Annotated in this window: 1 protein-coding gene; it reads right to left on the reverse strand. The window is 70.5% G+C overall.

What is annotated here, in order from left to right:
* Nucleotides 1-143: 143 nt before the first annotated feature.
* Nucleotides 144-2255 carry a TerD family protein gene (locus AOK17_RS46510; RefSeq protein ID WP_055618679.1) on the reverse strand — a complete coding sequence of 704 codons (2112 nt, stop codon included), beginning with the start codon at nucleotides 2253-2255 and terminating at the stop codon, nucleotides 144-146.
* Between the last annotated feature and the right edge of the window lie 239 nt (nucleotides 2256-2494).

Here is a 2494-nt window from a genome sequence, read left to right on the forward strand (position 1 = left end):
CCCTCCTCGACACCGTCATCACCCACCTCGACCCCACCGCCTCGGAAGACGACGTAGCCATCCTCCTGGCCCGCACCAAACCCACCCCGAACGAACCGGACCGACTGGGCTGGTTACCACCGGGGTGGACGAAGGGGCCGGGCTCAGCGACGCGTTGAGCCGGGGCGGTCCAGGTGCACGACCACGTTGTCGTGGAAGCGGTCCACGGCCTCGTCGACGCTGCGGATGAACCCGGACTCGGCAGAGCCCCGCGTGTTGCCCATGCTCCGGAAGAGGGACAGCCGGAAGCCGGTGATCTCGGCGTCGTTCTTGGGGAGGATGTCGCCCGGTTCGGGGCGCAGCCGCTCCAGCGTGCCGCGCGGGCCGCCCACCTGCCCGTCGAGGAGGGTCTCGACATGCAAGTCGGCCGGCGCGTCGGAGAGTTGGCGGATGAGCCGCTTGGCCCAGGTGAGGGGGTAGCCCTGCTCGGGCTTGGCGATCTCGATGGACGTCCGCAGCTTGCCCGTCCGCAGGTCCGCGGAGAGCGCGAGGATGCCAGGCGTGCCCTCGATACGGAGCTCGGAGTCCAGGCGGCCGGCCAGACAGAGCTGGTCGGCGAGGGCCGCGCGGCGGACACGGGGATCGGTGCCGCGCTTCGCCCGCTGCACGGGAAGCACCTTCTGCCCGAGTTCACCGCCCAGCCGCAGACACACCTGCCGTACGAGCCGTTCCCAGCTCTCGACGACCTCCACAGCACGCCGGTCGCCCTGGCAGAGGGTTTCGTCGTCGATCCCGTTGCGCACGGGCACCCAGGCCGGGCCCATGTTCTGGAAACCGTGGCAGCCGGAGTTCTCGTGCTGGAGGTAGTGCAGGAGCTCCTGGAGCAGCCAGGCGTGCGCCGCGTTGCCGACGCCTTCGTGGCGGATCAGCATCTGGGCCTGGTGGGCGACGTCGGCCCACGACAGGTGCCGCAGCGCCACCTTGTGCTTGCGCCGGCCGTCCGTCTTCACGTCGACCAGCGGACTGCCGTCCAGCTCCACGTCGTTGGAGAGGGTGATCACGGCCTCGTAGCCACGGCGGGCGGCGATCTCGGTGTACGCCTGCACCTGGTCCGGCTTGAGGGAGTTGCCGTTGGTCTTCGTCTCGACCAGCGCCGTCCACAGTTTGCCCGCCCGCTCGACCCGGATCACGCCGTCCGGCCGCCGCGGGGAGTCGCCGTTGGGCAGCGAGACCTCGGTGAACATCTCCATCCGCCCGGCGGGCGCCCCGAAGCCGGCGGTGAGCCGCCTGCCGAACTCCGGCACCTGCGCCATCACCGACAGCAGCACGGAGGTCGCACGGGTCTCCCTGTCCCGGTCGCTCTTGAGAGCGGAGACCGGGAAGAGCCGGGCGGGCCGCCAGGAGTCGTTCTCGGCGAGCGACTTCTTGGCCACCTTGGGCAGCGTCACCTTCTTCTTCGCCGTACGGGGCCGGGGGACCGGCTTGGCCGGCGCCTCGACGGACTCGCTCACGATCTGTTCCACAGGAGGCACCGGACCGGGGGCCGGCACGGCGGTCAACGGCACCGCCGTCCCCACGGCCTCGACCTCGACCTCGGTCGCGGGCCCGGTCTCGGCCTCGGGCCCCGCCTCCGTCGCGACGGGCTCGGCCACCGCCTCCGAGGGGGTCTTCACCGGCGGGACCTCCACCGCCGCGGCCACCCCCGCCACTTCGGCCGCCTCCGCTTCCGCCTCCTCCGCGTCGTCGTCGACATCGACGCCGTAGTCCTGGGCGAGGCCCGCGAGGCCGGACTCGTATCCCTGCCCGATGGCGCGGAACTTCCAGTCGCCGGCCCGCCGGTAGAGCTCGCCGAAGAGCAGCGCGCCGACCGCACCCGCGTCCTCGATGGAGAACCGCAGCAGCCCCTCGCCCGAGCCGTCGGCCAGGGTCACCCGTACGTCGTCCAGATCCCCGAACCGGGCTCCGTTGTAGCGGCTCGCCGCCACGACGACCTGCTCGACGTCCGCCGGGATCGCGGTCAGATCGAAGGTGATGCGGTCCTCGTTGCCGTCAGAGGTGGGCGTCTTGCCCAGCAGCTGCACGGACCCGTCGGCCGCCACGGGGTTGTTGTAGAAGTAGAAGTCCGCGTCACTGCGGACCTTGCCGTCCGCCGTCAGCAACAGCACGGACACGTCCGCGTCGCCCTCACCCGTCGGGCTGCTCCAGCCGAGGCTCACCATCACGGAGCCCACGTCTTCGCTCAACGCCGTCAGTCCGACATTGGCACCCTTGACCATCTCGTGCACGAGGCCCCCCAAATGCACCGCCGCACAGGTGATACCCGTCGGCTCATTTCGTCGCGATCTGTGACGCGCCCCACACCCAGCGCATCAGTGACGAACTGTAGCGCCGGAATCATTCACATAGAACCCGAATGAACGACTCGGGTAATTAGGCAGAGAGCACCCCTCTTTGGGGCTGCGCCCGTTAGGGGCGCGGGGAACTGCGCGGCCGGCCCCCACCGGCCCGCACATGA

It is taken from the genome of Streptomyces phaeochromogenes, from assembly GCF_001418655.1.
GTDB classification, from domain to species: Bacteria; Actinomycetota; Actinomycetes; order Streptomycetales; family Streptomycetaceae; genus Streptomyces; species Streptomyces phaeochromogenes.